27 protein-coding genes are annotated in these 25,586 nt (G+C 70.3%); 12 read left to right on the forward strand and 15 right to left on the reverse strand.

All coding sequences use genetic code 11. The features are described from left to right. Window positions 1–257: 257 nt before the first annotated feature. The 3 genes from AOK23_RS17675 to AOK23_RS17685 are packed head-to-tail and all read left to right on the forward strand — an operon-like array spanning window position 258 to window position 3,629. Window positions 258–1,250, forward strand: a complete 993-nt coding sequence (locus tag AOK23_RS17675; protein WP_055713661.1) for a carbohydrate ABC transporter permease — start codon at window positions 258–260, stop codon at window positions 1,248–1,250. Further along, the gene (locus AOK23_RS17680) at window positions 1,247–2,089 is read left to right on the forward strand and encodes a carbohydrate ABC transporter permease (protein WP_055713662.1); all 843 of its coding nucleotides are present in this window, start codon (window positions 1,247–1,249) and stop codon (window positions 2,087–2,089) included. Before AOK23_RS17675 ends, AOK23_RS17680 begins: the two co-directional genes overlap by 4 nt. Before the next feature lie 7 nt (window positions 2,090–2,096). Continuing rightward, complete coding sequence (locus tag AOK23_RS17685) at window positions 2,097–3,629, forward strand: glycoside hydrolase family 3 protein (protein WP_055713663.1); 1,533 nt, start codon at window positions 2,097–2,099, stop codon at window positions 3,627–3,629. A gap of 150 nt (window positions 3,630–3,779) precedes the next feature. On the opposite strand, the gene nagB is transcribed toward AOK23_RS17685, so the two are convergent. Together nagB and AOK23_RS17695 are read right to left on the reverse strand one after the other, a co-directional pair. Next, entirely contained in the window at window positions 3,780–4,565 is a 786-nt protein-coding gene (gene nagB / locus AOK23_RS17690; protein WP_055713664.1) for a glucosamine-6-phosphate deaminase, read from the reverse strand. Window positions 4,566–4,715: 150 nt separating this feature from the next. After that, entirely contained in the window at window positions 4,716–5,465 is a 750-nt protein-coding gene (locus AOK23_RS17695) for an SDR family oxidoreductase (protein WP_055713665.1), read from the reverse strand. A 94-nt stretch (window positions 5,466–5,559) separates the two neighbouring features. Here AOK23_RS17695 and AOK23_RS17700 point away from each other — a divergent pair, with 94 nt between their 5' ends. Beyond that, complete coding sequence (locus AOK23_RS17700; protein ID WP_055713666.1) at window positions 5,560–6,192, forward strand: TetR/AcrR family transcriptional regulator; 633 nt, start codon at window positions 5,560–5,562, stop codon at window positions 6,190–6,192. A gap of 616 nt (window positions 6,193–6,808) precedes the next feature. Further along, window positions 6,809–8,284 (forward strand): sensor histidine kinase, encoded by a 1,476-nt coding sequence (locus tag AOK23_RS17705; RefSeq protein WP_055713667.1) that lies wholly within the window; start codon window positions 6,809–6,811, stop codon window positions 8,282–8,284. A 200-nt stretch (window positions 8,285–8,484) separates the two neighbouring features. Here AOK23_RS17705 and AOK23_RS17710 read toward each other — a convergent pair whose 3' ends face one another. Further along, the gene (locus tag AOK23_RS17710; protein ID WP_003992873.1) at window positions 8,485–8,742 is read right to left on the reverse strand and encodes a WhiB family transcriptional regulator; all 258 of its coding nucleotides are present in this window, start codon (window positions 8,740–8,742) and stop codon (window positions 8,485–8,487) included. 318 nt (window positions 8,743–9,060) lie between these two features. Continuing rightward, complete coding sequence (locus AOK23_RS17715; protein WP_055713668.1) at window positions 9,061–10,032, reverse strand: diacylglycerol/lipid kinase family protein; 972 nt, start codon at window positions 10,030–10,032, stop codon at window positions 9,061–9,063. A gap of 138 nt (window positions 10,033–10,170) precedes the next feature. On the opposite strand from AOK23_RS17715, the gene AOK23_RS17720 reads away from it, so the two are divergent. Next, window positions 10,171–10,623 (forward strand): hypothetical protein, encoded by a 453-nt coding sequence (locus tag AOK23_RS17720; RefSeq protein WP_055713669.1) that lies wholly within the window; start codon window positions 10,171–10,173, stop codon window positions 10,621–10,623. 88 nt (window positions 10,624–10,711) lie between these two features. On the opposite strand, the gene AOK23_RS17725 is transcribed toward AOK23_RS17720, so the two are convergent. The 3 genes from AOK23_RS17725 to AOK23_RS17735 all read right to left on the reverse strand — a co-directional run bounded on the left by AOK23_RS17725 (window position 10,712) and on the right by AOK23_RS17735 (window position 12,876). Further along, the gene (locus tag AOK23_RS17725) at window positions 10,712–11,863 is read right to left on the reverse strand and encodes an RNA polymerase sigma factor SigF (RefSeq protein ID WP_079049542.1); all 1,152 of its coding nucleotides are present in this window, start codon (window positions 11,861–11,863) and stop codon (window positions 10,712–10,714) included. Beyond that, complete coding sequence (locus AOK23_RS17730) at window positions 11,860–12,273, reverse strand: ATP-binding protein (RefSeq protein WP_033525425.1); 414 nt, start codon at window positions 12,271–12,273, stop codon at window positions 11,860–11,862. Before AOK23_RS17730 ends, AOK23_RS17725 begins: the two co-directional genes overlap by 4 nt. Window positions 12,274–12,615: 342 nt before the next feature. Continuing rightward, window positions 12,616–12,876 (reverse strand): UBP-type zinc finger domain-containing protein, encoded by a 261-nt coding sequence (locus tag AOK23_RS17735; protein ID WP_055518949.1) that lies wholly within the window; start codon window positions 12,874–12,876, stop codon window positions 12,616–12,618. A gap of 61 nt (window positions 12,877–12,937) precedes the next feature. Here AOK23_RS17735 and AOK23_RS17740 point away from each other — a divergent pair, with 61 nt between their 5' ends. Further along, on the forward strand, window positions 12,938–14,533 hold the full coding sequence (locus tag AOK23_RS17740; RefSeq protein ID WP_055713670.1) for a Na+/H+ antiporter: 1,596 nt from the start codon (window positions 12,938–12,940) through the stop codon (window positions 14,531–14,533). Between the two features lie 31 nt (window positions 14,534–14,564). Here AOK23_RS17740 and AOK23_RS17745 read toward each other — a convergent pair whose 3' ends face one another. Together AOK23_RS17745 and AOK23_RS17750 are read right to left on the reverse strand one after the other, a co-directional pair. Next, window positions 14,565–15,488, reverse strand: coding sequence for a 1-aminocyclopropane-1-carboxylate deaminase/D-cysteine desulfhydrase (locus tag AOK23_RS17745; RefSeq protein ID WP_055713671.1), 924 nt, complete (start codon window positions 15,486–15,488; stop codon window positions 14,565–14,567). Window positions 15,489–15,570: 82 nt separating this feature from the next. Then, entirely contained in the window at window positions 15,571–16,161 is a 591-nt protein-coding gene (locus AOK23_RS17750) for an N-acetylmuramoyl-L-alanine amidase (protein ID WP_169800309.1), read from the reverse strand. A gap of 283 nt (window positions 16,162–16,444) precedes the next feature. Between AOK23_RS17750 and AOK23_RS17755 the strand changes: the two genes are divergently transcribed. The 5 genes from AOK23_RS17755 to AOK23_RS17775 all read left to right on the forward strand — a co-directional run bounded on the left by AOK23_RS17755 (window position 16,445) and on the right by AOK23_RS17775 (window position 20,948). Continuing rightward, window positions 16,445–17,851, forward strand: a complete 1,407-nt coding sequence (locus AOK23_RS17755; protein WP_055713673.1) for a family 2B encapsulin nanocompartment shell protein — start codon at window positions 16,445–16,447, stop codon at window positions 17,849–17,851. Window positions 17,852–17,897: 46 nt separating this feature from the next. Beyond that, on the forward strand, window positions 17,898–19,112 hold the full coding sequence (locus AOK23_RS17760) for a family 2 encapsulin nanocompartment cargo protein polyprenyl transferase (protein WP_055713674.1): 1,215 nt from the start codon (window positions 17,898–17,900) through the stop codon (window positions 19,110–19,112). 183 nt (window positions 19,113–19,295) lie between these two features. Continuing rightward, window positions 19,296–19,880, forward strand: coding sequence for a dihydrofolate reductase family protein (locus AOK23_RS17765; protein ID WP_055713675.1), 585 nt, complete (start codon window positions 19,296–19,298; stop codon window positions 19,878–19,880). 62 nt (window positions 19,881–19,942) lie between these two features. Next, a complete protein-coding gene (locus AOK23_RS17770; protein WP_055713676.1) occupies window positions 19,943–20,242 on the forward strand; it encodes a hypothetical protein in 300 nt (99 codons plus the stop codon). Window positions 20,243–20,534: 292 nt separating this feature from the next. Then, entirely contained in the window at window positions 20,535–20,948 is a 414-nt protein-coding gene (locus tag AOK23_RS17775) for a YciI family protein (protein ID WP_055713677.1), read from the forward strand. 66 nt (window positions 20,949–21,014) lie between these two features. Here AOK23_RS17775 and AOK23_RS17780 read toward each other — a convergent pair whose 3' ends face one another. The 6 genes from AOK23_RS17780 to AOK23_RS17805 form a co-directional block, all read right to left on the reverse strand. Then, window positions 21,015–21,803 carry a VOC family protein gene (locus tag AOK23_RS17780; RefSeq protein WP_055713678.1) on the reverse strand — a complete coding sequence of 263 codons (789 nt, stop codon included), beginning with the start codon at window positions 21,801–21,803 and terminating at the stop codon, window positions 21,015–21,017. A gap of 45 nt (window positions 21,804–21,848) precedes the next feature. Continuing rightward, window positions 21,849–22,325, reverse strand: a complete 477-nt coding sequence (locus AOK23_RS17785) for a VOC family protein (RefSeq protein ID WP_055713679.1) — start codon at window positions 22,323–22,325, stop codon at window positions 21,849–21,851. Between the two features lie 9 nt (window positions 22,326–22,334). Beyond that, window positions 22,335–22,760, reverse strand: a complete 426-nt coding sequence (locus tag AOK23_RS17790; RefSeq protein ID WP_055522800.1) for a helix-turn-helix transcriptional regulator — start codon at window positions 22,758–22,760, stop codon at window positions 22,335–22,337. A gap of 93 nt (window positions 22,761–22,853) precedes the next feature. Next, on the reverse strand, window positions 22,854–23,714 hold the full coding sequence (locus tag AOK23_RS17795; protein WP_055713680.1) for a carbohydrate ABC transporter permease: 861 nt from the start codon (window positions 23,712–23,714) through the stop codon (window positions 22,854–22,856). Window positions 23,715–23,721: 7 nt separating this feature from the next. Further along, entirely contained in the window at window positions 23,722–24,717 is a 996-nt protein-coding gene (locus AOK23_RS17800) for a carbohydrate ABC transporter permease (RefSeq protein ID WP_055713681.1), read from the reverse strand. Between the two features lie 76 nt (window positions 24,718–24,793). Further along, window positions 24,794–25,586 (reverse strand): sugar ABC transporter substrate-binding protein (locus tag AOK23_RS17805; RefSeq protein WP_157878065.1); only part of this gene is annotated, 793 nt, incomplete at its 5' end.

Consider the following 25,586-nt stretch of genomic DNA (forward strand, 5'->3'; position numbering starts at 1 on the left):
GTCGACCCCCGGTCGGGCCCGGCGTCGTGGTCGGGCCCGACCGGGGGTGCCACAGCGCCGACCGGTGGTGCCATGAGCCGAACCGGCGGGTGCATCACGACAGTGCCGCGACGGGGCGCGGGGGGCGTCGGCCGTGCGTCGCGGCTGGCCGCGCGGCTCCCCGCACCCCTCTTCGGGTGCTTCACCGCCTGGCCCCTGACGGGCGAGGCGGGTGGGGCGCTGATCGGCCCCCTCTTCATTTGCTTTAGGAGCACGCGATGAGTGCCGCAGATACGACCACTCCGACCAAGGTGCCGCCACCGCGGCAGGTACCACCGGCGCCGCCCGCCGCCGCGGGCCGGGCCTCCGGCACGAAGCGTTCCGGTGGCGCCGCTGTCCCTTGGGCGCTCCTCGCCCCCTGCCTGCTGATCCTCGCCGTCGTCCTCGGCTATCCGCTGGTCCGTCTGGTCACCCTCTCCTTCCAGAAGTTCGGCCAGTCCCAGCTGTGGGGCTTCCAGCCGGCGGAGTCGGTCGGCTTCGACAACTTCGCCAAGGTGCTCGGGGACGGCGAGTTCTGGACGGTCGTCGTACGGACCATCGTCTTCGCCGCCGCCTGCGTGGTGTTCACCATGGTCATCGGCATGCTGATCGCGCTCCTGCTCCAGCGGGTCTCCGGCTGGGTGAAGACCCTCATCAACATCGCGCTCGTGGCGAGTTGGGGTATGCCGATCATCGTGGCCACCACTGTCTTCAAGTGGCTCTTCGACTCCGACTACGGCATCTTCAACGCGCTCCTCAGCAAGCTCCCCGGCGTCGACATGATCGGCCACAACTGGTTCGCCAGCGGCCCCGAAGGACTCGCCGTCATCACACTGCTGGTGGTGTGGGGCGCCGTGCCGTTCGTGGTCATCACCCTCAGCGCCGGACTCACCCAGGTGCCGAAGGAGATGGAGGAGGCCGCCCGCCTGGACGGTGCCGGCGCGTGGGGCGTCTTCCGTTACGTCACCCTCCCCATCCTGAAGCCGATCGTCGTGATGCTCACGACGCTCTCGGTCATCTGGGACATGGGTGTCTTCCCGCAGGTCTTCGTGATGCGCAACGGCCACCCGGAGGCGGAGTTCCAACTGCTCACCACCTACTCGTACGACAGGGCCTTCGTGGTCAACGACTACGCGCAGGGCTCCGCGATCGCACTCCTCACCGTGCTGTTGCTGCTCGGCGTGATCGGCGTCTACATGCGTCAGATGCTGAAGATCGGAGAGGTCGAATGAGCACAGCCACTGTCTCCGGTCGCCGCGGGTCCAGGCTCGGCTGGAACCTCCTCGGCCTCCTCGTCTTCGTCACCGCCGGCTTCCCGGTCTACTGGATGCTGAACACCGCGTTCAAACCGGCCAAGGACGCCATCGACCCGGACCCGAGCCTCCTGCCGACGTCCGTCACCTTCTCCAACTTCAGCCGTGCGCTGGACATCGCCGACTTCTGGGGCCCCGTGGGCCGCAGCCTCGTGGTGTCCCTGACGGTCGTCGTGATCGGTATCGTCGTCGGCATGCTGGCGGCCCTCGCCATCTCCCGCTTCGCCTTCCGCGGCCGGAAGGTGGTGATCGTCGGCATCCTGGCCGTGCAGATGGTCCCGCTGGTCGCGATGATCATCCCGGTCTTCCTGCTCCTGAACGACCTGGGCCAGTACGACCGCCTCACCGGCCTCATCATCACCTATCTGACGTTCATCCTCCCGTTCACGGTGTGGACCCTGCGCGGCTTCATCGTCAACATCCCGCGTGAGCTGGAGGAGGCCGCCATGGTCGACGGCTGCTCCCGCACCACCGCCTTCCTCCGCGTGGTCTTCCCCCTGCTCGCGCCCGGCATGGTGGCGACCTCGGTCTACGGCTTCATCCAGGCGTGGAACGAGTACCTGTACGCCCTGATGCTGATGAGCCAGCAGAACCAGACCGCCACCGTCTGGCTCGGCAACTTCACCACCAAACACGGCACCGAATACGCCCCGATGATGGCCGGCTCCACCATGATGGCCGTGCCGATCGTCGTCCTCTTCCTCCTCGTCCAGCGCAAGATGGCCGCGGGCCTCACCGCGGGCGCCGTGAAGGGATAACCACCCGATGACGACATTCGCCACCGGCTCGACCGGCTCCCACTCGGGGCAGGACGCCCTCACCCGGGACGCGCTGACGGTCCTCCAGCCCGGATTCACGGGCACCACCGCCCCCGACTGGCTGCTGCGCCGCCTCGGCGAGGGACTCGCCTCCGTCGGCCTCTTCGGCCGCAACATCACCTCCCCCGAGCAACTCTCCGCCCTCACCGCCCAGTTGCGCGCCGAGCGCGAGGACATCCTGGTCGCGATCGACGAGGAGGGTGGCGACGTCACCCGCCTGGAGGTCCGCACCGGCTCCTCCGTGCCCGGCAACCACGCCCTGGGCGCCGTCGACGACGTCGACCTCACGCGGGACGTGGCCTTCGCCCTCGGCCGCCGCCTCGCCGAATGCGGCGTCAACTTCAACTGGGCCCCCTCCGCCGACGTGAACTCCAACCCGGCGAACCCCGTCATCGGTGTGCGCGCCTTCGGCGCCGATCCCGACCTGGTCGCCCGCCACACGGCCGCCTATGTCACCGGCCTCCAGGCCGCCGGGGTCGCCGCCTGCACCAAGCACTTCCCGGGCCACGGCGACACCGCCGTCGACTCCCACCTGGCCCTGCCCCGCATCGACGCCGACCGCCCCCTGGTCGAGGCCCGCGACCTGGCGCCCTTCCACGCCGCCATCACCGCCGGCACCCGCGCCATCATGAGCGCCCACATCCTTGTCCCGGCCCTCGACCCCGACCGCCCGGCGACCCTGTCCCACGGCATCCTCACCGACCTGCTCCGCGGCGAGGTGGGCTATGAGGGCCTCATCGTCACCGACGGCATGGAGATGCGGGCCATCGCCGGTACGTACGGCATCGAGCACGGCAGCGTCCTCGCCCTGGCCGCCGGTGCCGACGCGATCTGCGTCGGTGGCGGCCTCGCCGACGACGACACCGTGCGGCGCCTGCGGGACGCCCTGGTCGCCGCCGTGCGTTCGGGTGCCCTTCCCGAGGAACGCCTGGCGGACGCGGCGAACCGGGTCCGGGCCCTGGCCGAGTGGACCCGCCGGGCGAGCGGGGGAGCGGACGCCCGGGAAGCGGACGCCGGGCGCGCGGACCTGGGCGAGGTCGGCCTCGTCGCCGCCCGACGCGCGCTGAGGGCGACCTTCGCCCCGCTGCCGTACGAGCCCCCTGTCCAGCCCCTGTATGTCGCGGCCTTCACCCCGGTGGCGAACATCGCCGTCGGAGACGAGACCCCTTGGGGCGTGGGCGCGGAACTCGCGCGCCTCCTTCCCGGCACCGAGACCGGCACCTTCGCGGGCGACAGCGCCGGCGCCTCCGCCCTCGCGGTGGCCGGCACCCGGCGTATCGTCGCCGTGGTCCGCGACGAGCACCGCCATCCCTGGATGAGTGACGCCCTCGACGTCCTCCTCACCACACGCCCCGACACCATCGTCGTCGAGATGGGCGTCCCGCAATCACCGCCCCGCGGCGCTCTCCACGTCGCCACCCACGGAGCGGCGCGGGTCTGCGGACGAGCGGCGGCCGAGGTCATCATGAGCGCCAAGTAGCGCGCTCCGCCGTCGGACGGCCCCGAAGCGGCCGCCGGGGGAGACATGCCCCGGCACCGAAGGCGGGGCATGCGGACCCCAGCCGCACGACACGAAGGCGCCACGACCCCTCCTCCCCGGGCCGTGGCGCCTTCGCGCATACCGGCCTCGTCAGATCCCCTGCCAGTCGGGCTTGTTGTTGTAGGTGTGCCGGAAGTAGTCCGCATGCTTGAGCTTCGACGCGGCCGACTCGTCCACCACCACCGTGGCGTGCGGGTGGAGTTGCAGCGCCGACGCCGGGCACACCGCCGCCACCGGTCCCTCCACGGTCGCCGCGACGGCGTCCGCCTTGCCCTCGCCCGTAGCGAGCAGCACCAGGTGGCGTGCCTCCAGGATCGTGCCTATGCCCTGGGTGATGACGTGGTGCGGCACCTGCTCGATGTCCCCGCCGAAGAACCGCGCGTTGTCGATCCGCGTCTGCTCGGTCAGCGTCTTGATGCGGGTCCGGGAGGCCAGGGACGAGCACGGCTCGTTGAACCCGATGTGCCCGTCGGTCCCGATCCCGAGCAACTGCAGATCCACACCGCCGGCCTCGGCCAACGCCTCGTCGTACGCCTCACAGGCCCCCGGTATGTCCTCGGCGGTGCCGTCCGGCCCCATGAACGCCTCCATACCGAGCCCCAGCGGCTCCAGCACCTCCCGGCACAGCACCGAGCGGTACGACTCGGGGTGGTCGGCCGGCAGCCCCACGTACTCGTCGAGCTGGGCGATCCGCGCCCGAGAGGCGTCCACGGCACCGGAACGCGCCTTCGCGGTCAGCGCCTGGTAGATGGGCAGCGGGGTCGACCCCGTGGCGACACCGAGCAGCGCGTCGGGCTTCCGCCGGAGCAACCGCGCCATCGCCTCGGCTATGAGTTCGCCACCCGCCTTGGCATCCGGAACGATGACAACTTCCACGCTGGCCCTGCCGATCTGGAGAGAGGGACTCCACTGGGAGTGGGGGAGATACTGTGTGGTTTAGACCAATCTAGCAGCAGAGCGAGCTTCGCACGGATGTGTCCCGCGTCACGTGGATGCGGCCGTCTTCCCCGGTCATGAGCCCGGCCTCTACGTCAGGGAGCCGCCCGTGGCGTCCACCCAGCTCCCCGTCACCCATCGGCTCTCGTCCGACGCCAGGAACGCGACCACGTCCGCGATGTCGTCCACCGCCCCGACCCGGCCCAGCGCCGATATCCCCTCGGCCATCGCGCGGCCCGCCTCGGTACTCAGGAACTCGGCGGTGTTGTCGGTCGTCGTCAGGCCCGGTGCTACCGAGTTCACCGTGATGCCCCGCGGGCCGAGCACCTTCGACAGGTCGCGGGAGAGGACGTCCAGCGCCGCCTTCGTCATCGCGTAGGCCATGTTGTGCGGCATCGCCGCGGTCCGTGCGAGCCCCGACGAGATGTTGATGACACGGCCGCCGTCGCGTAGCCGGGGCATGCCGTGCTTGAGCAGGAAAAGCGGCGCCTTCACGTTCACCGCGAAGAGCCGGTCGTACTCCTCCTCGTCGATCTCCTCGATCGGGTGGGAGTTGCCGATCGCCGCGTTGTTCACCAGGATGTCCAGCCCGTCCGCATGCCGGTCGAACTCCTCCCACAGGGCCTCGGCGTCCCCCGGCGGCCCCAGCTCGACCCCCAGGGTGAATGCGGAGCCGCCGGTCGCCTCGATCACGGCCACCGTCTCCTTCGCCGCGGCCTCGTTCCTCCCGTAGTGCACCGCGACCCGTGCGCCGTCGCGTCCCAGCCGCTCGGCGATGCCTCGCCCGATGCCCCTGCTCGCCCCGGTGACGAGCGCCGTCCTGCCTGCGAGCACGCCCATGTCGGCTCCCCTCCGTATTTCCTAGTGGTCACTACAAAAATCACCGTAGATCGGGCCGCTGACATTTGTCTAGTGCCCGCTATAAAATCCGTCCATGGTGACCAAGGAGAGCAAGCAGCGCGGCCGCCCCCGCTCCTTCGACCGCGCGACCGCCCTGGAGAAGGCGATCCTGGCGTTCTGGGAGAACGGCTACGAGGCCACCTCGGTCGCCGATCTGACCCGCGCCATGGGCATCGGCGCACCGAGCCTGTACTCGGCGTTCGGCGACAAGCAGTCCCTCTTCGAGGAGGTGGTCCGCGAGTACGGCGTCCGCTACGGCTCGTTCACCGACCGGGCCCTGGAGGAGGAGCCCACCGCGCGGGCCGCCGTCGAGCGGATACTGCGCGAGGCCGCCGTCGAGTACACGGACCCCGCCCACCCCCATGGCTGTCTGGTCATCCACGCGGCCACCAACTGCACCAGCCGCGAGGTCGAGGAATCCCTCCGCGCCCGGCGCAACGCGTGGATCACCGTCTTCGAGAGCCGTATAAGAGCGGACATCGCGACGGGCGAACTGCCCGCCGACACGGACGCCTCCGCACTCGCCCGCCACACGGGTGTGATCATCCAAGGCATGTCCCAGCAGGCACGGGACGGCGCGACCAGGCAGCAACTGGAGGCGGTCGCCGACCTGGCGATGGCGATCTGGCCCCGCCCGACCCGACCCGATGCCCCCAACCACACCTGACGCGCCTCGGCCCACCCCGCCGTGACGTCGCGGGCCACCGGGCTGCGGGGTCGCCCGCCCAGGTGGGCCACGCCGCAATGCCACACCCCGCACCTGCCCCGGAGCCGCTCGCCCCGGAACGCGGTGCGCGAAATCCGCCGGGCCGACCCATTCCGGTCCGACGGCCCACCGAACCGGGCTACGCTGCGTATAAGCCCTCGCCCCGCCCTCGACGGACGGTCGGCAAGGGAACAACAACAAACATCCGCCAACGCATGGACACACGCAGTGGTCTAGTCAAGAATGGCGTGATAGGTCATCTGATCGATCAGCGCTCCCACGTTGACGATCAGTTGTGAACACCACAGGCCTCCGTCTTCCCCGCACAGGAAGGCGGACCGAGGAACCGGCGCTCTCTGCCCTGACTGCTCCGGCTCCTCATCCTTCGGTCGCGGGACCGCACACCCCACGGCCGATGTTGCTCCGGGCTGCGGTGCCGGGAGGGTTGAGGGTCCCTCTCAGGCGCCGCGGCCCGCGGGTGCTTCCGGGGCCGGGGCGTCAGCCCCCGGGCCGGGGTCCAGCACGGCACAGCCCGCCGTTTCCGGGCATGTCCGTACCGCCAGGTACGCTCGCACACGTGCCCTCCATGAACGAACTCGTCCGCCAGCACACCGCTCTCAGCGACTCCGACCTGGAGTGGCTGCATCTGCTGGTGTCGGAGTGGCAGCTCCTCTCCGACCTCTCCTTCGCCGACCTCGTCCTCTGGGTCCCCACCCGCGACGGCACGCGTTATGTCTCCGTGGCCCAGATGCGTCCCAACACCGGCCCCACCTCGTACCAGGACGACATGGTCGGCCACCTGGTCCCGCGCGGTCGCCGGCCCCTCCTCGATGTCGCGCTCGACGAGGGCCGGATCGTACGGGAGGGCGACCCGGAGTGGCGTGAGGAGGTCCCCGTACGGGTCGAGTCCATCCCCGTCCGCCGGGAGGGCCGGGTCCTCGGCGTCATCGCGCGCAACACCAACCTGCTGACCGTGCGGACCCCCAGCCGGCTGGAGCTCACCTACCTCCAGAGCGCGTCCGACCTGGCCCAGATGATCGCCGTCGGCGCGTTCCCGTTCCCCGACCAGCAGGTCGACATGGACGCCTCGCCGCGTGTCGGCGACGGCCTGATCAGGCTCGACGCGGACGGCATCGTCCAGTACGCCTCCCCGAACGCCCTGTCCGCGTACCACCGCCTGGGTCTCGCCGCCGACCTCGTGGGCTGCCACCTCGGCCGTACCACCGCTGAACTCGCCCCGTCCCGCGGGCCGGTGGACGAGGCGTTGGCGAAGGTGGCGAGCGGATGGGCACCGCGTGAGTTCGAGATCGAGTCGAATGAGGGCGTGATCCAGCTCCGGGCGATCCCCCTCAAGCCCAAGGGCCCGCGCATCGGTTCGCTCGTGCTGCTGCGCGACGTCACCGAACTGCGCCGTCGTGAACGTGAGTTGATCACCAAGGACGCGACCATCCGGGAGATCCACCACCGGGTGAAGAACAATCTTCAGACGGTCGCCGCGCTGCTGCGGCTCCAGGCCCGGCGCATCGAGTCCGAGCGCGGCCGCGAGGCCCTGGAGGAGGCCGTACGGCGGGTCGGGTCGATCGCGATCGTGCATGAGACGCTGTCCCAGAATCTGGACGAGCGGGTGGAGTTCGACGAGATCGCCGACCGGGTGCTCGCCATGGTCGCCGAGATCTCACCGGGCAAGGTCACCGGCCGGCGCACCGGACGTTTCGGCATCCTCGACGCGGAGGTGGCCACCCCGCTGTCCATGGTCCTCACCGAGATCCTGCAGAACGCCCTCGAACACGGCTTCCGCGAGGGCGAGACCGGCACCGTGGAGGTGTCGGCCGTGCGCGGCGGGACCACCAAAAAGAGCCGTCTCCTCGTCACGGTCCAGGACGACGGCGTGGGCCTGCCCGAGGGCTTCGACCCGCACCGTTCCGGCAACCTCGGCCTGCAGATCGTACGGACTTTGGTGGAGGGCGAGTTGGGCGGCACCTTCGACATGGTCCCGGCTCCGGAGCAGGGAACGCGGGTCATCCTCGACATCCCGGTCCGCGCCCAGAAGTAGGGGCGGGGGGCATACGAGCGACCTCGGCACGGATGCCGGTCCACGGCGAACAGCACTGAGCCCCGGACCATCATGTGGTCCGGGGCTCAGCATCGTCGCTGATTAGGCGCACCGGGGGCACTGCGCGCTGCGGCTCGGGGGCGGGAGATGCGTACTCGCTGTACGCGCCGCCAAGCTCAGGCTATTGCTGGGTGGGATTGTCAGGCGGAGGCCTGACGGGCCCGGTTGCGGGCGGCGCGGCGCTTCATGGCGCGGCGCTCGTCCTCGCTGAGACCACCCCAGACGCCGGAGTCCTGGCCGGACTCAAGCGCCCACTGCAGACACTGCTCGATAACCGGGCAGCGACGGCAGACAGCCTTGGCTTCCTCGATCTGCAGCAGCGCAGGACCGGTGTTGCCGATGGGGAAGAAGAGCTCGGGGTCTTCCTCGCGGCAAACGGCGTTGTGACGCCAGTCCATGGCTGCTACCTCTCCTTGGTATTACATGCACGTTGCTTGTGAATGTGAACGCTTTCACGAATCCCTCAACAAGTGAAGGGCCGATCACCAGACGGACTGGTGTGGTCCTGTGTTTTGAGGAGGGATTCTGGCGCTTGCTTGAGCCGATGTTGCGGGCTGTCCCGAGCGCCACGTAGAGACTCGCAAACCTCAGCGGCGGATACAACCCCTTCCGGAAAGTTTTTTTTGATTCCTCGGTGTCGACTGTGTCACAGCCGTACTTCCATGGGGTGGATCCTGGCCTAAACGTTCGAGTGGAAGGACTTTTGCCCGTTCCGCTCACACAATCACACGCAGTGCACGGCGTACGCCTGTGAACGTCACGCTCGTACGCAGTCCGAGGTGGTCGCCGTCCATCTGGAGGGGGAGGGGCACCTTCGAATGCAAGGTGAAGTCGGTCAGGTCGTGCACGGTGGTGGCGTGCTTGCCATGGGGTCCACGCTCGGGGGACGAAGTGAGCAACTGCGTGGCATAACGGGCAAGCGCGGGCGTCGACATGCGGCTGAGACCGAGCACGTCGAGGCCCTTATCGAACGAGGCCTTAGGTGACGCGTACACCGGGCGATTGCCGAGAAACGTCCACGGGGACGTGTTGCAGACTATGGACAGCACAAGATCGGAAATCGGCTCCTCGCCGGCCCGCTCCAGAGTGATCGTGCCGTTCCTGCGGTGAGGCTCTTCCAGGAACTGCCGGAATGCCTGACGCAGGTAAAGAGCGTGTGTGGATTTCCTTCCACGCTCGCGCTGTTGCTCGACCCGGCCGATCACACCGGCGTCGAAACCGAGGCCGGCGCAGAACGTGAACCAGCGGGACGGGACCGCCTCGTCCTCCGTGCCCGGCGTACCCGCGGCCATGCCGAGTCCGACCGTGCGCTCGCGGTTCTCGCGGAGGGCGTCCAGCAGGGCGCCGGTGGCCTCCACGGCATCGTTGGGCAGGCCCAGGGCGCGGGCGAAGACATTGGTGGAGCCGCCGGGGACCACGGCGAGGCGGGGGAGACGGTCCGGGTCGGGGCCGTGGTGCAGCAGACCGTTGACGACCTCGTTGACCGTGCCGTCACCGCCGAGCGCGACGACCAGCTCGATGTCGTCCTTGCCCTCGGCAGCCTGGCGGGCGAGGTCCTTGGCATGGCCGCGGTACTCGGTGGTGACCGCCTCGAGTTTCATCTCGCTCGCCAGCGCGTGGATCAGGACATCGCGCGTACGTGCGCTTGTGGTGGTTGCCGCCGGATTGACCACGAGAAGTGCACGCATGAGTTGCAGCGTACCTACTGAGCGGTACTCGTCCCATACCGAGGTGCGGATCAAGGGGGAGATCGTGTAGTGACGATGAGCACGTGGGGGCGTACGGGGCGCCGGTGTGCGCGCGGGTGCCGGGGCTACCCTTCAGGGGTGAGCCCTGAGGAGACCCCCACGCCGGACACCTCCGTCGCCGAGCCCCGCCCCGGGCGGCTGACCGCCGCGGCGGCACTGGCCGCGCTGGAGGGGATCGCCCTGCTGGTCGGCGGCGGCGCCATGCTGGTCGTGGGCTTCACCGGCGACTCCGGTGACCTCAGCACCGGCGTCACCGGGGGCCTCACGCTGATCGCGCTGGCCCTGCTGCCGCTGATCGCCGCGCGCGGACTGCTGCTGCGGCGCAGCTGGAGCCGGGGGCCCGCCGTCATCACGCAGATCATGGCGCTGCCGGTGGCGTACAACCTGCTCCGGGCGGACAGCGTCGCGATCCCCGCGGGAATCGTCCTGGCCGTGGTCGCGATCACGGCGCTGGTGCTGCTGATCAACCCGGCGACGACTCAGGCCCTCGGAATCCAAGGGCCTGGTCGGACGGAGGAGAGCAAGCGCTAGGGGGACGTCCGCCGCGTCCCACCGCCTCGCCGAAGCCGGGCCGAGGGCCGAGCACGGTGCCACCCGTGGCTCCACGGGAGGCGGGGTGTCACTCCTCCACGAGCAGCTTCTCCCGCAGCTGGGCCAGGGTCCGGGCCAGCAGACGCGAGACGTGCATCTGCGAGATGCCGACCTCCTGGGCGATCTGCGACTGGGTCATGTTGCCGAAGAACCTCAGCAGCAGGATCCGCTTCTCGCGCGGAGGCAGGTCCTCCAGGAGCGGCTTCAGGGACTCCCGGTACTCGACGCCCTCCAGCGCCTCGTCCTCGGCGCCCAGGGTGTCGGCGACGGCCGGCGACTCGTCGTCGGTGTCGGGGACGTCCAGCGACAGCGTGGAGTACGCGTTGGCCGACTCCAGGCCCTCCAGGACCTCCTCCTCCGAGATGGCCAGCTTCTCGGCCAGCTCGTGCACCGTCGGGGAGCGGCCGTGCTGCTGGGACAGCTCGGCCGTGGCCGTGGTCAGCGCCAGGCGCAGCTCCTGCAGACGGCGCGGCACCCGCACCGCCCAGCCCTTGTCGCGGAAGTGCCGTTTGATCTCGCCGACGACCGTCGGGGTCGCGTACGTGGAGAACTCCACCCCGCGGTCCGGGTCGAACCGGTCGACCGACTTGATCAGGCCGATGGTCGCGACCTGCGTCAGGTCGTCCAGCGGCTCACCGCGGTTGCGGAACCGGCGCGCGAGGTGCTCCACGAGCGGCAGATGCATCCGGACCAGCTGATTGCGCAGCTCCGCGTACTCCGCACTGCCCTCCCGCAGGGAGCGCAGCTGGACGAACAGGGCGCGCGCCCCGCTGCGGTCCTGCGGATCGTGCTGCGTGCTGCGCACGATCCGCGCGTCCAGCTCGTCGTGTCGCTCGTGCTCGCTCATAGTCCCGCCCGCCGTCACCGTTCCCCCAGCTCTCGACTGTGCTCGAGCGGGGGAGGCCCCAGTCCGCCCTCGTGAGGACGTGGTGCTCCGTGCGGCATCCTCCGGCTCCCGTCGCCCGTCGGAGGACGCCTCGTCCTCTGCGTCGGCCGGCTCCGTCCACCGCGAGGGTCCGGCCGCCGTCGAGGAGTCGTCCTCCGGGTGCGGCCGGGCCTGCTCGGGAATGCCGTCGACGCCGTCCGTCAGGTGTGCCGGCCCGCCGGGGCCGACCTCCTTCGCGGGAAGTTCCCGTGTGCCGCGTTCTTCGTCCCGCACCGGCCCGTCCCCGTTCCTCACGCCGGCCCGGGTCCCGCGCCGCGCTGTTTGTAGAGGCTGATCGAAACGGTTTTGTCGTCGGCGACCGCGGAGGAGACCTTGCCCGCCAGGGCCGACAGCACGGTCCAGGCGAAGGTGTCGCGCGAAGGCGCGTGACCGTCCGTGGTCGGGGCCGAGACCGTGACCTCCAGCGAATCGTCGACGAGGCGGAAGACACAGCTGAGCACCGAGCCGGGCACGGCCTGCTGGAGCAGGATCGCGCAGGCCTCGTCGACCGCGATGCGCAAATCCTCGATCTCGTCGAGGGTGAAGTCCAAACGGGCCGCGAGGCCGGCCGTCGCCGTACGCAGCACCGACAGGTAGGCACCCGCGGCCGGCAGCCGGACTTCCACGAAGTCCTGGGTCCCGGGCTCGCCTGCGATCTGGGACACCCTCACCTCCAAGGTGGTACAAGCTTTTTCAGGGGCCGAGGGTCGCCCCCCGGGGTAACGCGCTATGTGGTTCAGCGGTGACGCTATCGCGCTCCCGAGCGCCGTGTCCTTGGGGTCCCGGCGACCCAGCCCCACGCTGTCACTCATAGTAAGCACACGAACACGCTCGGTGGCTAGGGGTCTGCGGGCCTCAAATAGGAAGAGCGCGCGCCGCTTTGACGTACCCAGGCGTCCGGCCGCCGAACCGTGTCACACGAGTACGTCGACGTGTCACGGGGTGACTTGGTTCCGTCGCGCGACGTCGTCGGCGTGTTCACCGGGGCCCTGTTCGTTTTCCCGCCCTCATACGAGCACGTGGTCGACGAAGCACCAGCGCCAGGTCTCGCCCGGCTCGTAGGTACGCATCACGGGGTGGCCGGTCTCCCTGTGGTGCGCGGTCGCGTGTCGCATGGGCGAGGAGTCGCAGCACCCCACGTGCCCGCACTCCAGGCATTTCCGCAGCTGCACCGGGTGCGTCCCGGCGGCCTCGCACTCGGGACAGGTCTCGGTCAGCGGGGTCGGCTCGGGGTGCGGCAGTGCGTCCGCGTGCGTGCACTGTTTCATGATGGCCAGGTTACGACGGGTGCGCGGAAGCTCGCGCGGAAAACGAAGGCGGCGCAAAGCGATGCACTTCCTGCCCCTGCTGTTGCTGGTCGCCGGTAGTGCGACGGTCGCCGGTGCCGCCCGGCGTACGCCGGTGCCCGCCCCGTTGCTGCTGGTCGCCGCCGGGCTCGCGGTGTCGTACGTGCCCGGCGTGCCGAACTACGAGCTCGACCCCGAGATCGTCCTGCCCCTGGTGCTGCCCCCGCTGCTGTACACGGCCGCCACCGAGAGCTCGTATCTCGATCTGCGGGCCCAACTGCGGCCGGTGGCGCTGCTGTCGGTCGGATATGTCCTGTTCGCGACCCTCGCCGTGGGCTGGGCCGCCTATCTGATCGTGCCGGGGCTGCCGCTGACGGCCGCCCTGGTGCTCGGCGCGGTGGTGGCGCCCCCGGACGCGGTCGCGGCGACGGCGGTCGCCCGGCGGGTGGGCCTGCCGTCGCGGATCACCACGATCCTCCAGGGCGAGTCCCTGGTGAACGACGCCACCGCGATCACCGCGTACCGGGTGGCCCTCGCCGCCACGCTCGGGGAGGGCGCGAGCTGGGCCGGCGGGATCGTCGAGTTCCTGGTGGCGGCGGTCGGCGGAGTCGCCGTGGGCCTGCTGCTGATGATGCCGATCCACTGGCTGCGCACCCACCTGAGGGAAGCGCTGCTCCAGAACACGCTCTCCCTGCTGATCCCCTTCGTCGCGTACGGGCTGGCCGAGTGGGTGCACGCCTCCGGAGTGCTGGCCGTGGTCGTGGTCGGCCTCTACCTCGGCTACCGCAACTGGCAGGTCGACTTCGCGACCCGCCTCCAGGAGGAGGCCGTGTGGAAGATGGTGGCCTTCCTGCTCGAATCCGCGGTCTTCGCGCTCATCGGACTGCAGCTGCCGGTCGTGCTGGAAGGCCTCGGCGAGAACGAGGGACTGCGCGCCACCTGGTACGCCGTGGCCGTCTTCCTGATCGTGGTCGTGACCCGGTTCGTCTGGGTGTACCCGGCGACCTTCCTGCCCCGGATGCTGTCCGCACGGATCCGTGAACGCGAGGAGAACCCGACCTGGAAGGGGCCCTTCGTCATCGCGTGGGCCGGAATGCGGGGCGTCGTCTCGCTGGCCATCGCGTTCTCCATCCCGCTCACCGTGCACGGCGGGGACGACTTCCCGGAGCGGAACCTGATCCTGTTCCTGACCTTCACCACCGTGATCGGGACGCTCGTCATCCAGGGGTTGACGCTGCCGCCGCTGATCCGGGTCCTGCGGCTGCCGGGGCGCGACGCGCAGGCCGAGACCCTCGCCGAGGCCAACGCCCAGGCCCAGGCGTCCCGGATCGCCGAGGCGCGGCTCGACGAACTCCTGGAGGACGAGCGCAACACCCTGCCGCCGCCGCTGGTCGACCGGCTGCGCACGGTCCTGGAGCGGCGCCGCAACGCCGTGTGGGAGCGGCTCGGTGCCGTCAACCCGGTGACCGGGGAGACCAGCGACGACACTTACAACCGGCTCTCCCGCGAGATGATCGGCGCCGAGCGCGAGGTCTTCGTCAAGCTGAGGGACGGCCGCTACATCGACGACGAGATGCTGCGGACACTGCTGCGCAGACTCGACCTGGAGGAGGCCGCGGCCTACCGGGAGGTTTCCTAGTGCCGGGCGGCGGGCCAGGGGGCTTGGAGGGCTACGCGGGGAGCGGGCTTCCCGTGATCACCGCGGTGAGCGTCGTCCCGCGCGGGAAGGCGCCTTCCTCTGCCAGGGAGACAAGTCCGTAGAGCAACTTGGCGACATAGAGGCGCTCCACAGGCAGTCCGTGGCGGTCCTCGAAGTCGGCGGCGAAGGCGTCCAGGCCGGGCGTGGTGCGGGCGTAGCCGCCGAAGTGGAAGCGGTCGTCGAGGTCCCAGTGGCCGCGGCGGCCGCCGAAGGCGCTCTCCTGCAGCCGCCGTATCTCCTCCGCCAGGAAGCCGCCCTTGAGGACCGATATCCCGAGGGCGCGCTGGTCGGGGGCCAGGCCGGCGGCCAGCCCGGCGAGGGTGCCGCCGGTGCCGCAGGCGACGGCCACGACGTCGGCGCGGTCGCGCAGTTCCGCGCCGAGTTCCCGGCACCCCTGCACGGCGAGGGCGTTGCTGCCGCCCTCGGGGACGACGTAGGCGCCCTCGGCGTCGGCGGCGCGGAGGACGGCGGCCAGCGTGGCCGGGTCGCTCTTGTGGCGATACATCGATCTGTCGATGAAGTGCAGGCGCATGCCGTCCGCCGCGCAACGGGCCAGGGAGGGGTTGAGGGGGCGGTCCGCCAGCTCCTGGCCGCGGACCACGCCGACGGTGGGCAGGCCGAGGAGGCGGCCGGCCGCGGCGGTGGCCCGGAGGTGGTTCGAGTACGCGCCGCCGAACGTGAGGAGCGAACGCCCCGCCGCCGCGCTCAGATTGGGCACGAGCTTGCGCCACTTGTTGCCGATGAGCTGCGGGTGGATCAGGTCGTCACGCTTCAGAAGCAGCCGGACGCCGTGCCGGGCGAAGCGGTCGTCCTCGATCTCCTGAAGAGGGGACGGCAGCCGGGGGCGCAGGGCGGTGGTGGGGTCGGGGCTGCTCACGCGGCCATTGTCGGACATCTGTCCGGGAACGGCCGCCCGCCCAGCCCCGACGCCGGTGCGCGCCCGTCGTGGCGGGGCGACACGCGCGCGTGGTGAGGGGCTACCGGAGGCGGTCGCGGATACGGCTCCTCATGGAGGTCATGGTGAAGCCGCGGGGGTCGACCTTGCCGGGCTGCCATTCGAGGTGGCCGATGACGGAACGTTCCGTCCAGCCGTGGTGGCGGCAGACGGCGGCGGAGACCCGCTCGATCGCTTCGAGCTGGCGCTCGGGCCACGGGTCGAGGCCGTCGCCGAGGTTCTCGCACTCGAAGCCGTAGAAGTGGCGGTTCCCGTCGGTGTTCGCCTCGTTGTCCGGGGGGAGCGTCGTCTCGGCGATCACGGCCCGCAGGACGTCGTCGTCACCGCTGCCGGCGTGGTTGGCGCGGCCGTAGCCGACGAGATGGACACGGCCGTCCTTGGTGATCACGCCGTGGCACAGCGGGCCCGGCAGCCCCGAGTAGCCGTCGCGGCAGATGCGGACGGTGCGTTCACTGCCGGAGGTGACCGTGTGGTGGATCATCACGCCGTGGACGGGGCCCCACGGCCCCTTGTGGTTGCGGTTGTGATGCTCCCAGTCGCCGACCTCGACGACCGTGACGCCCTCGTTCTTGAGGATGCTGAGAAATCTGGCCGCGGACATGGGTGGGGCCATGACCGACTCCTTCGTACGGTGCGACGGCCGCTGGTCCGGCCGCCTCGTACGCAGGCTTGTACCCAGCTCCGCGCGCGGAGGTCAGGTGTCGGTGTTGCGTGCGAGCCGATCCGGTCATCTCCGGGGAGGCGTCGCGATGGTGGACAAAGTCCCTCGATATGCCCAGTGTTCCTGAGATCCATTCCCGCTCGTTCGGGTAATAGCACCGGCACGCTCCGTGATGCCAGGCTGGTGGCGAGATCGGTGACCGCGATATCAGTGCACACCCGGAGGGGAAATCCGTATGTCGGTAGGCGAAGAGGTCCGTACGCAGCAGGATCGGCCGCAGCAGAGTCTCGGCACGGCCGCTGCCCGGAACCTGGCCACCACCACGAAGTCCGCGCCCCAGATGCAGGAGATCAGCTCGCGCTGGCTGCTGCGCATGTTGCCATGGGTGAACGTGCAGGGTGGCACGTACCGGGTGAACCGGCGGCTCACCTACGCGGTCGGGGACGGCCGCATCACTTTTGTGAAGACAGGCGACCAGGTCGCCGTCATCCCCGCGGAGCTCGGCGAACTGCCGGCCCTACGCACCTACGAGGACGTGGACGTGCTGGGCGAGCTGGCCCAGCGGTGCGAGCAGCGGGAGTTCGCGGCGGGCGCGGTGCTCGCCGAGTTCGGCAGCCAGGCGGAGGAGGTCTTCCTCCTCGCGCACGGCAAGGTCGAGAAGGTCGGCACGGGCCCCTACGGCGACGACGCCGTGCTCGGAGTGCTGGCCGACGGGGCGTACTTCGGCGAGCAGGCGCTGCTCGACGCCGACGCGATCTGGGAGTACACGGCCCGCGCGGTCACCGCGTGCACGGTGCTCGTCCTGCCGCGCCAGGCCGTCGACCAGGTCGCGGAGCGCGCCGAGAGTCTCGGCGAGCACCTGCAGCAGCTGCGCGCCATCCCGGAACAGCGCACCAACAAGTACGGCGAGAAGGAGATCGACCTCGCCGCCGGCCACAGCGGTGAGCCGGACATCCCGCACACGTTCGTCGACTACGAGGCCGCGCCCCGCGAGTACGAACTGAGCGTCGCCCAGACCGTCCTGCGCATCCACACGCGCGTGGCGGACCTCTACAACCAGCCGATGAACCAGACCGAGCAGCAGGTCCGGCTCACCGTGGAGGCGCTGAAGGAGCGTCAGGAGCACGAGCTCATCAACAACCGGGACTTCGGCCTCCTCCACAACTGCGAGTACGACCAGCGGCTCCAGCCGCACGACGGCGTGCCCAGCCCGGACGACCTGGACGAGCTGCTCAGCCGCCGCCGGGGCACCAAGCTGCTGCTCGCCCACCCGCGCGCGATCTCCGCGTTCGGCCGTGAGCTCAACAAGCGCGGACTCGTCCCGGAGACCCTCGACATCGCCGGCAACCGCATCCCCACCTGGCGCGGTGTGCCGATCTACCCGTGCAACAAGATCCCGGTGACCGAGGCCAGGACCACCTCGATCATCGCCATGCGTACCGGGGAGGAGGACCAGGGCGTCATCGGCCTGCGCGCCGCGAGCATCCCCGACGAGATCGAGCCCAGCCTGTCGGTTCGCTTCATGGGCATCAACGAACAGGCGATCATCAAGTACCTCGTGACGGCCTACTACTCGGCCGCGGTCCTCGTCCCCGACGCGCTCGGCGTTCTGGAGAACGTCGAGATCGGCCGGTGGCGGTGACCTCACCCGAACCGCCTCCGTCCGCGGCCTCCTTCGAAGCGATCCCATGGGTGAGTGCATGACGGAGACGCAGCAGAGCCCGGTCGAGACCGTGGAGGGCGGCGCTCCGGACATCGAGATCCTGGAAAGGCGGAGCCACATCACGATCCCTCCGGACCCGACGGGAGCCCCGGATCCCACGGGAGCGGCGACTCCCGCCGGCCACGGGAGCGGGCCGGCGCGACAGGGTGCGTCCAGTCCGTCGGGCGGGCAGGAGGCGGCCGAGATCCTGGAGCGGACGCGACTGTCGGTCGACCCCGAACTCCGCGGTGCCGTGCAGTCGTTGCCCAGCTCGATGCGCCGGGTCGCGCGCTACCACTTCGGCTGGGAGCGGGCGGACGGCACCCCGGCGGCGGGCAACGCGGGCAAGGCGATCCGGCCCGCGCTGGTGCTGGCGGCGGTCGAGGCGCTCGGCGGGCGTGAGTCCGCCGCCGTCCGGGCCGCCGCCGCGGTGGAGCTGGTGCACAACTTCACTCTGCTGCACGACGACGTGATGGACCGGGACGCCACCCGCAGGCACCGGCCCACCGCGTGGACCGTGTTCGGGGTGCCCGACGCGATCCTCGCCGGGGACGCGCTGCAGGCCCTGGCGCTGCGGCTGCTCGCGGAGGACCCGCATCCGGCGTCGGCCGCGGCGTCCGCGCGGCTCGCCTCCTGTGTCATCGAGCTGTGCGCGGGCCAGCACACGGACACGGCGATGGAGGAGCGGCGGCCGGAGGAGGTCACCCTCCCCGAGGTGCTCGCCATGGCCGAGGCGAAGACGGGCGCGCTGCTCGGCTGCGCCTGTGCGCTCGGGGCGCTGTACGCGGGGGCCGGTGAGGAGGAGGTCGAGGCGCTCGACGCGTTCGGGCGCGAGGCCGGTCTCGCCTTCCAGCTCATCGACGACGTGATCGGGATCTGGGGCGACCCGAGCCGTACCGGCAAGCCGGCCGGCGCGGATCTCATCGCCCGCAAGAAGTCCCTGCCGGTGGTCGCCGCGCTCGCCTCGGGCACACCGGAGGCGGACGAACTCGCCGCGCTGTACGGGAAGCCGTACGAGGAGGGCGAGCTGGAGCGGACGGCGCTCGTGGTCGAGCGGGCCGGCGGGCGCGACTGGGCGCAGGTCCAGGCGGCCGACCGTATGGCCCGGGCCATGCAGGAGCTGTCCCGGGCGGTCCCGGACCCGGAGGCGGCGGGAGGTCTGCTCGCGCTGGCCGAGTTCGTGACGCGTCGCAGCAGTTGAGAAGAGGCCCCGGAGGCACCGGCACCGCGCCGACCTGACCCCGCTCGGTGTCGGTGCCTCCGGTCGGACGCGGGTCCCGCACATCCCCACGGTGTGCGGGGCCCGCTCATGTCTTGCAATCACTACAACTGAAGTACTATAAATGGAGTGGTCAACGGGACGGGATCAGAGAAAGAGGCTGGTTTGCGCAAGCTCACGTATGTCGTCGCTTGTTCGATCGACGGGTTCATCGGGGGCCCGGACGGCGACGCGTCCTTCATGTACCCCCACGTGGTGGGCGAGTACGCCGAGTACCTCAGGACGGAACACCCCGACATCAATCCCACCCATGTGCGCCGGCTCATCGGGACCGACGACGTCCCGAACCGGGCGTACGACACGGTCATCCAGGGGCGCGGCAGCTACGACGAGGCGCTGAAGGACGGCATCACCAGCCCGTTCGCGCATCTGCGGGAGTATGTCGTCTCGCGCACGCTGGCGGAGTCGCCCCACCCGAACGTCGAGATCATCTCGACCGACCCGGTCGGCAAGGTCCGGGAGCTGAAGGCGGAGGACGGTCCTCTCGACATCTATCTGTGCGGGGGCTCCGTCCTGGCGGGGGAGCTGCTCGACGAGATCGACGAGCTGATCATCAAGACGTACCCCATCGTGCTGGGGACGGGGATGCCGATGTTCGGCTCCGGCTTCGACATCACCCAGTTCACGCTGGGTGAGGTGCGAGCCTTCGACAACGGGGCCGTGGTGCGGACGTACACCAGGAAGCGGTGACCCCGTGGATCGGGGGAGTACGGCGGGGAGCGCCCGGAGGCCGTCGGCCCTACCCTGAGGGCATGGGCACCGACGAGCAAGTCTGCCCGGCCTGCGGACAGCCTGTGGCCACGATCGTGCGGCGGCACAAGACGCTCGGCGCGTTCGTACCCGTGTGGGGTCCGGGTCCGTGCAGGAACCCCAAGTGTGACGCGTACGTCGACAGGGCCGCCGAGGCCGAGGGGGCCGCAGCGGAGCGGACGCGGGCCGTGGACCGTCGGGCCCATGGTGCGCACGGCTCGGCCGGTACGCAGGGCGTGAGCACGGCGAAGGCCGCCGACCGGGAGGCCGCGGAGCAGGTCGAGGACACGGACGACGGGTGAAGGGCCGCCGTGCCACGGATACCGCCGCCGTTCGGTCCGGCGCGGCGGGTCGGGCGAGCCTCCTCATGGCTGGGATCCGCGATGGCCGGGGATCTGCGATGGCGCAGAACCGCGATGGCCCGAGAACCGCGGTGGTCAGAGAACCGCCGTGCGGCCTCGGCACCGCGCGGACCCGTGGCGCCGGAAGAAGATCGCGCGGGTGTGCCGATGAGTTCGGCACGGCTCCGACGTCTCCTATGAGAGAGCCGCCCGCCGAGGGTGGTCCGAACCGAGGAAGACGAGGAGCGGACTCATGAAGTACCTGATGATGGTCCAGGGCACGCAGGCGGACTACGCGGCCATGGGCGGCGACGCGTCCGAGGGGTCCCCGGCCTGGACGCAGGAGGACGTGCGGGCGATGTACGCCCACATGACCGCCATCAACAAGGACCTCACCGCGAGCGGCGAGATGATCGACGGGCAGGGGCTGGCCGAACCCGCCCGGACCCGGTTCGTCACGTTCGGCGCCGACGGCAAGCCCGTCGTCGCGGACGCGCCGTACGCGGAGACCGAGGAAGTGCTCGCCGGCTACTGGCTCCTGGACTGCGCGAGCCTGGACCGCGTCACGGAGATCGCGGCCCGCGTCGCCCAGTGCCCCCAGCCCGCCGGGGCCAAGGAGTACCCCGTGGTGATCCGGCCGGTGATGGACGGGGCCGAGGACCTCTGATGTCGACCCTGGGTGGCGAGCCCCGGCCGGCGGGTGCCTGTCTCAGGGCCCTCGCCGCCCGGCCGCTCACGTAACCGGCAGGCCCCCGGATTCCGGGTCGCGGGCGGTGAGGCAGTACGTGCCGCCCGCCGGGTCCCGCATCACCGTCCAGTGGGGGTGGTCGGCCACGAAGGTGGCGCCCAGGTGCTCGTGGCGGGCGCGGGTGGTGTCCCGGTCGGCGCAGGCCAGGTCGAGGTGGGCCGACGCGGGGGCAGGGGTGTCCAGGCGCTGCATCAGGACGCGCAGGGGGAGACCCGCGGGCGGGCGCAGGACGTGGAACTCCGGGAGCGAGCCGGCGTACGACTCCCAGCCCGTCAGGGCGGCCCAGAACATGACCTCCGTGTCGAACGCGTCCGGTGCGATGTCCAGGCACACCTGGTCCAGACGGCTCCCGTCGACCACCGGCGGCCGGACGCCCTCCCCGTGCCACGGCACCGCGCAGAAGGGCTGTCCGGCGGGGGAGCGGAGCACCGCCCAGCCGGTGTGCGGGGCGACGACCTCGGCACCGAGGTCGACGGCACGGTCGACGAACGCGGGTACGTCCTCCACGGAGAAGTCGAGATGGGCGCCGCCGTCTCCCGCGTCCACCGCCTGGGCCTTCACACACGCGTCGCCCCGCCCGGGGAGCAGCGTCACGAACTCGTCCCGCTCACCCCGTGGCGCGGACAGCTCCGTCGCCGTCACCGCCGTCCAGAACGCGCACGCCTGCTCGAACCGGGACTCCGGCCGGTCGATGAAGGCGTAAGCCCATCGGACCGCCCCACCCGTCACGCCACCCATGCCCGTCACGCCCCCCTTGCCCCTGCTGCCACCCATGCCCGTCCTGCCCTCATGCCCCTCCTGTCACCCAAGCCCCACCTGTCACCGAGCCCCGTACTTCGAGGCCTTGCCCGCTTCTCCCGACTTCCGCGGCTCCATGAAGCGCAGCATGTTCCCCGCCGGGTCTCGGAACGCGCAGTCCCGTACGCCGTAGGGCTGGTCCATGGGCTCCTGGAGGACATCCGCGCCGGAGGCCTCGACGCGGGAGTAGAGGGCGTCGCAGTCGTCGGTGGTGAAGTTGACGCCACGCAGGACGCCCTTGGCGAGGAGCTGGGCGATGGCCTCGCGGTCGGCGGGAGAGATGTCGGGATCGGCGCCCGGAGGCTCCAGGACGATCTCGACATCGGGCTGGAGCGGGGAGCCGACGGTCACCCAGCGCATGCCCTCGAAGCCGACGTCGCCGCGGACCTCCATGCCGAGGACGTCACGGTAGAAGGCGAGCGCCTTGTCGTGGTCGTCGACCGCGAGGAAACACTGGGAGAGCTTGATGTCCGGGCCGTGGGCTCTGTTCGTATCCATGTGCCCACGCTAGGGCGCCTCGTCCGGTTCCGCCGTGCGTATGCGATGCCGGGAGGGCCGTGTCAGCCGCTTCGCCACACATGCCGGGATCGCGGCCCCCGACTCGTGCGGACGGGCCCGGTAGGCGCTCGGGGTCTCGCCCACCAGCTCCGTGAAGCGGGAGCTGAACGAGCCGAGCGACGTACAGCCCACCGCCAGGCACACCTCGGTCACCGTGAGGTCCCCGCGGCGCAGCAACGCCTTCGCGCGCTCGATGCGGCGGGTCATCAGATACGCGTACGGCGTCTCCCCGTAGGCCGCGCGGAAGCTGCGCTGGAAGTGGCCGGGGGACATCAGCGCGGTGCGCGCGAGGGCGTCGATGTCCAGCGGTTCCGCGTACTCGCGGTCCATGCGGTCCCGCGCCCGCCGCAGCCGCACCAGATCATCCCGGTTCATGTCCCCAGGATGACACCCACCACCGACAAGCGGGCGCTCACGCGAGATGTCCTCCGGCCGACCCCGGCCGATCCACGATCACAGCGGCGACGCTCACCCCTTCACGGCGGAACTGGCCACGCCCTGGACGAACCAGCGCTGGAAGAAGGCGAAGACGATCAGGACGGGCAGGACGAGGAGGACGCCGAAGGCGAGGATCTGGCCCCAGTCGGGCGGCTGCTGGCCCTGGAAGACGCTCATCTCCAGCGGCAGCGGGCGCACCGACGGGTCGGAGACCATCAGCACCGGCCACAGGAACGAACCCCACTGGGTGAGGAACGTCAGGATCGCGACCGACGCGAAGGCCGGCTTCGACATCGGCACGATGATCGCGAAGAACGTGCGCCAGGGACCGGCCCCGTCCAGCCGGGCCGCCTCCTCGATGCTCGGCGGGATCGTGCGGAAGAACGTGTGGAACTGGTAGATCGAGAAGGCGTTGGCGAGGAACGGCAGCGCCTGGATGAAGAGCGTGTTCCGCTGGTCGTTGAACAGGTAGAACAGTGGCACGGCCACCGACTCGAACGGCACCAGCATCAGCAGCAGGACCAGGGTGAACACGGCCTCCCTGCCCCGCCACCTCAGCCGTGAGAGCCCGTACGCCGCCATCGAGTTGACGAACAGGCCGCCCGTGACGACCACGAAGGCCAGCAGCAGCGAGACGCCCATGAACTGCCAGAAGTAGCCGGTGCTGTCGGAGTTCAGGTTGTCCAGGACGGCGGCGTAGTTGTCGAAGGACAGATGGGTCGGGAGGAAGCCGGACAGGCCGTTCAGCACCTCGCCGGACGGCTTGAGGCTGCCGAGGAGGAGGTACAGGACGGGCAGCGCGAAGACGAACGCCAGGACGGAGAGGACGGCGTAGTCGAGGAAACGGCGCAGGGGCCCGCGGGAGAGACCGGTGGCGGTGCTCGTACTCATGGCTGAGTCAGTCCTCGTTGTCGGGCCGGACGATGCGGCGCTGGATCAGGGTCAGGACGACGACGATCAGGAAGAACACGACGGTGATCGCGGACGCCTGGCCGATGTTGTTCTGGTCGAAGGCGGTCGTCACGGCCTGGTACATCACCGTGCGGGCCGCGTCCTCGTCGAGGCCGCCGCCCTTGACCAGCACGTACACCTGGTCGAACACCCGGAACGACAGCACCGACGTGAGCAGCGCGACGAACACGAGGGTGCCCCGGATGCCGGGCAGCGTGACGTGGCGGAACTGCTGCCAGCGGGAGGCCCGGTCGAGCTGGGCGGCCTCGTAGCGCTCGTCCGGTATCTGCTGGAGCCCGGCGAGCAGGATCACCATCTGGAAGCCGACGCCCTGCCATACCGACAGCACGATGACCGAGGCCATCGCGGTGAGCCCGTCGCCCAGCCAGTCGAACGCGCCCCAGTTGCCGAAACTCACCGCGTCCAGGGCGGAGTTGAGCATGCCCTGCTCGCTGCGGGCGAGGATCAGCCGCCAGATCACCGCGACCAGTGCCATCGGGAAGACGACCGGCATGAAGAAGAAGGACCGGAAGAGACCGATCGCCTTCAGTTTGCGGTTGAGCAGGATCGCGAGGCCGAGCGCCAGACCCGTCTGGAGCGGTACGACGACGACGGCGAAGGTCAGGTTGTTCAGCAGGGCCCGCAGGAACGGGCCGGACAGATCGGGGTCGGTGAACAGCCGCCGGTACTGCTCGACGCCGAAGAAGGTGGGCTCCAGCGGGGAGCCGAGGCGCACGTTGTAGAAGGAGAGCACCACGGCGTAGCAGAAGGGCACGCCGACGAAGACGATCAAGCCGGCGACGGCGGGCGCGGACATCAGCAGTCCGTGCAGCCACTCCCGGCCGCTACGGGCGGGGCGGGCCGGTGGGGCGGAGGCGGTTGTCAGATCTGGCGCCTGGTCCCGGCCGGACGGCGCGGTGTGCGCGGGTTCCACGGTTTTCACGGGGTCCTCTTCCCGGCGGGGCGGGCGGCCGCGAGGGCGCGCCCGCCCCGGTCGATGGGTCCGACAGGGCGCGTGCTTACGGGATCTCGTAACCGGCGTTGTCCGAGAAGTCCCGGTCGATGGCGCGGGCGGCCTTGGACAGGGCGTCCTTCGGGTCACTGCCGCCGTAGATCGCGTTCAGAGCCTGGCTGAACTTCTCCGTCACCACCGGGTATCCGGCGGTCACCGGGCGGGTGACGGCGACGCACGACTTGCTGATGTCGCTGTCGCCGCACGGCTTGGCGAGCTGGTCGGCGAAGAGCTGGAGCGGGCCGCCCTGCTTGTACAGCTCGCTCGCGGCGAGGGCGGACTTGGTGGCCGGGGGCGCGCCGTTGGCCTTGGTCATCGCGGTGACGTTGGCGTCGTTGAGGAGGAAGTCCATGAACGCGCCGGCGGCCTTGGCGTTCTTGCTGTCGGCCCCGATGCCCCACGACCATGAGCCCTGCCCGGTCTTGGGACCGTCACCGAAGTCGGGCAGCGGCAGCACGACCAGGTCGTCGCCGAGCGCCTCGCTGTACGCGGGGTACATCCAGTGACCGACCCAGCTGAGCGCGACACGGCCCTTGGCGAAGGCGTTGCCGTCGGTGTTGGGGTCGACGGTGCCCTTCCAGGACTGGAAGGTCTTCATGGCCGACACCGCGGCCGGGGCGTCGAGGGCGCCCTCCGCCTTGCCGTCCTTGAGGAGGGCGCCGCCGGCCGACCAGACGATCGGGGCGAAGCCGTAGGTGCCCCACTCGTTGGCGAGCCCGTTGCCCTCCTGGATGTCGAGGACCTTGCCGTCGGAGTCCTTCGCCTTCAGCGCCTTCAGCGCGGCGTCGAACTCGTCCGCC

The sequence above is a fragment of the Streptomyces torulosus genome, assembly GCF_001419765.1.
GTDB lineage: Bacteria > Actinomycetota > Actinomycetes > Streptomycetales > Streptomycetaceae > Streptomyces > Streptomyces torulosus.

Excerpts from the sequence above, each read along its gene's own strand:
- AOK23_RS17775 (WP_055713677.1), top strand. The coding sequence starts at position 20,535 with ATGAAGTACCTGATGATGGTCCAGGGCACGCAGGCGGACTACGCGGCC.
- AOK23_RS17780 (WP_055713678.1), bottom strand. The coding sequence starts at position 21,803 with ATGGGTGGCAGCAGGGGCAAGGGGGGCGTGACGGGCATGGGTGGCGTG.
- AOK23_RS17680 (WP_055713662.1), top strand. The coding sequence starts at position 1,247 with ATGAGCACAGCCACTGTCTCCGGTCGCCGCGGGTCCAGGCTCGGCTGG.
- AOK23_RS17755 (WP_055713673.1), top strand. The coding sequence starts at position 16,445 with ATGTCGGTAGGCGAAGAGGTCCGTACGCAGCAGGATCGGCCGCAGCAG.
- AOK23_RS17695 (WP_055713665.1), bottom strand. The coding sequence starts at position 5,465 with ATGGGCGTGCTCGCAGGCAGGACGGCGCTCGTCACCGGGGCGAGCAGG.
- AOK23_RS17710 (WP_003992873.1), bottom strand. The coding sequence starts at position 8,742 with ATGGACTGGCGTCACAACGCCGTTTGCCGCGAGGAAGACCCCGAGCTC.
- AOK23_RS17785 (WP_055713679.1), bottom strand. The coding sequence starts at position 22,325 with ATGGATACGAACAGAGCCCACGGCCCGGACATCAAGCTCTCCCAGTGT.
- AOK23_RS17795 (WP_055713680.1), bottom strand. The coding sequence starts at position 23,714 with ATGAGTACGAGCACCGCCACCGGTCTCTCCCGCGGGCCCCTGCGCCGT.
- AOK23_RS17715 (WP_055713668.1), bottom strand. The coding sequence starts at position 10,032 with ATGCGTGCACTTCTCGTGGTCAATCCGGCGGCAACCACCACAAGCGCA.
- AOK23_RS17750 (WP_169800309.1), bottom strand. The coding sequence starts at position 16,161 with ATGGCCCCACCCATGTCCGCGGCCAGATTTCTCAGCATCCTCAAGAAC.
- AOK23_RS17735 (WP_055518949.1), bottom strand. The coding sequence starts at position 12,876 with ATGAAACAGTGCACGCACGCGGACGCACTGCCGCACCCCGAGCCGACC.
- AOK23_RS17740 (WP_055713670.1), top strand. The coding sequence starts at position 12,938 with ATGCACTTCCTGCCCCTGCTGTTGCTGGTCGCCGGTAGTGCGACGGTC.
- AOK23_RS17770 (WP_055713676.1), top strand. The coding sequence starts at position 19,943 with ATGGGCACCGACGAGCAAGTCTGCCCGGCCTGCGGACAGCCTGTGGCC.
- AOK23_RS17760 (WP_055713674.1), top strand. The coding sequence starts at position 17,898 with ATGGGTGAGTGCATGACGGAGACGCAGCAGAGCCCGGTCGAGACCGTG.
- AOK23_RS17745 (WP_055713671.1), bottom strand. The coding sequence starts at position 15,488 with ATGTCCGACAATGGCCGCGTGAGCAGCCCCGACCCCACCACCGCCCTG.
- AOK23_RS17700 (WP_055713666.1), top strand. The coding sequence starts at position 5,560 with ATGGTGACCAAGGAGAGCAAGCAGCGCGGCCGCCCCCGCTCCTTCGAC.
- AOK23_RS17790 (WP_055522800.1), bottom strand. The coding sequence starts at position 22,760 with ATGAACCGGGATGATCTGGTGCGGCTGCGGCGGGCGCGGGACCGCATG.
- AOK23_RS17685 (WP_055713663.1), top strand. The coding sequence starts at position 2,097 with ATGACGACATTCGCCACCGGCTCGACCGGCTCCCACTCGGGGCAGGAC.
- AOK23_RS17675 (WP_055713661.1), top strand. The coding sequence starts at position 258 with ATGAGTGCCGCAGATACGACCACTCCGACCAAGGTGCCGCCACCGCGG.